1 protein-coding gene is annotated in these 734 nt (G+C 72.3%); it reads right to left on the reverse strand.

Annotated elements, in window-relative coordinates; all coding sequences use genetic code 11:
- Positions 1-28: 28 nt before the first annotated feature.
- Complete coding sequence (locus FGF04_RS39625; protein ID WP_149516221.1) at positions 29-694, reverse strand: Tat pathway signal sequence domain protein; 666 nt, start codon at positions 692-694, stop codon at positions 29-31.
- Positions 695-734 lie beyond the last annotated feature (40 nt).

The following is a 734-nucleotide window of genomic DNA, read 5'->3' on the forward strand; positions in this document are numbered from 1 at the left end:
TCGTTAGTGCGGTGGCCGCGGTCCGGCGTCAGTTGACGAAGACCGCCGGAGCGCCCGCCTGGTTGGTGTCGGTGACGGGGGCGTACTTGGCCGTGAAGTAGCCGTTGTTGAAGCACAGCGACGAGCCGGAGAACTTCGTGAACTGCTGGTTGCTGAACGAGATGCTGTTGTCGGCGTTGTCCGCCGTGCCGGTCAGGCCGGGGGCCCGGTAGACGCAGGTGATGCTGCCCAGCAGCGTGCGCAGGACGACGGTCGTCTGGACGGTGGATCCGGCGGCCGGGGTGATGGTCAGGTTGCCCCCGGAGGCCACGGCCGCGGCGTAGGGCAGGTTGTCGACCGTGATGCGGGTGACCCCCAGGACACCGGTGACGTTGCTGGTGCAGCTCGCGGCGTCGAAGGTGTGGCTGGTGACCGACTCGGTGGCGGTGCCGGGCGCGGCCGGGTTGTCGACGACCCTGGCGACGAAGGCCGAGGCCGAGCAGGAGACGCCGCTCGTGCCGGTGGCGCTGGAGTAGAGCGTGGCCTTCGTGCCGGTGGCGAGGGAGGCGTTGAGGACGTCGCCGGCGGCGACCGCCGTGCCGCCGGCGCCGCCGGTGGTCAGGACCGTGCCGTCGGCCGCGGAGGCGGGGCCGGCGGCCGGGAGGACGAGGGCCGTGACGGCGGCGGCCAGGGCGAGGGAAGTCCGAGTACGCATGCGGGTGCCTCGTTTTCGGGAGTGGGGGCGGGCGAGGTGG

It is taken from the genome of Streptomyces apricus, assembly GCF_008369065.1.
Lineage (GTDB): Bacteria > Actinomycetota > Actinomycetes > Streptomycetales > Streptomycetaceae > Streptomyces > Streptomyces apricus.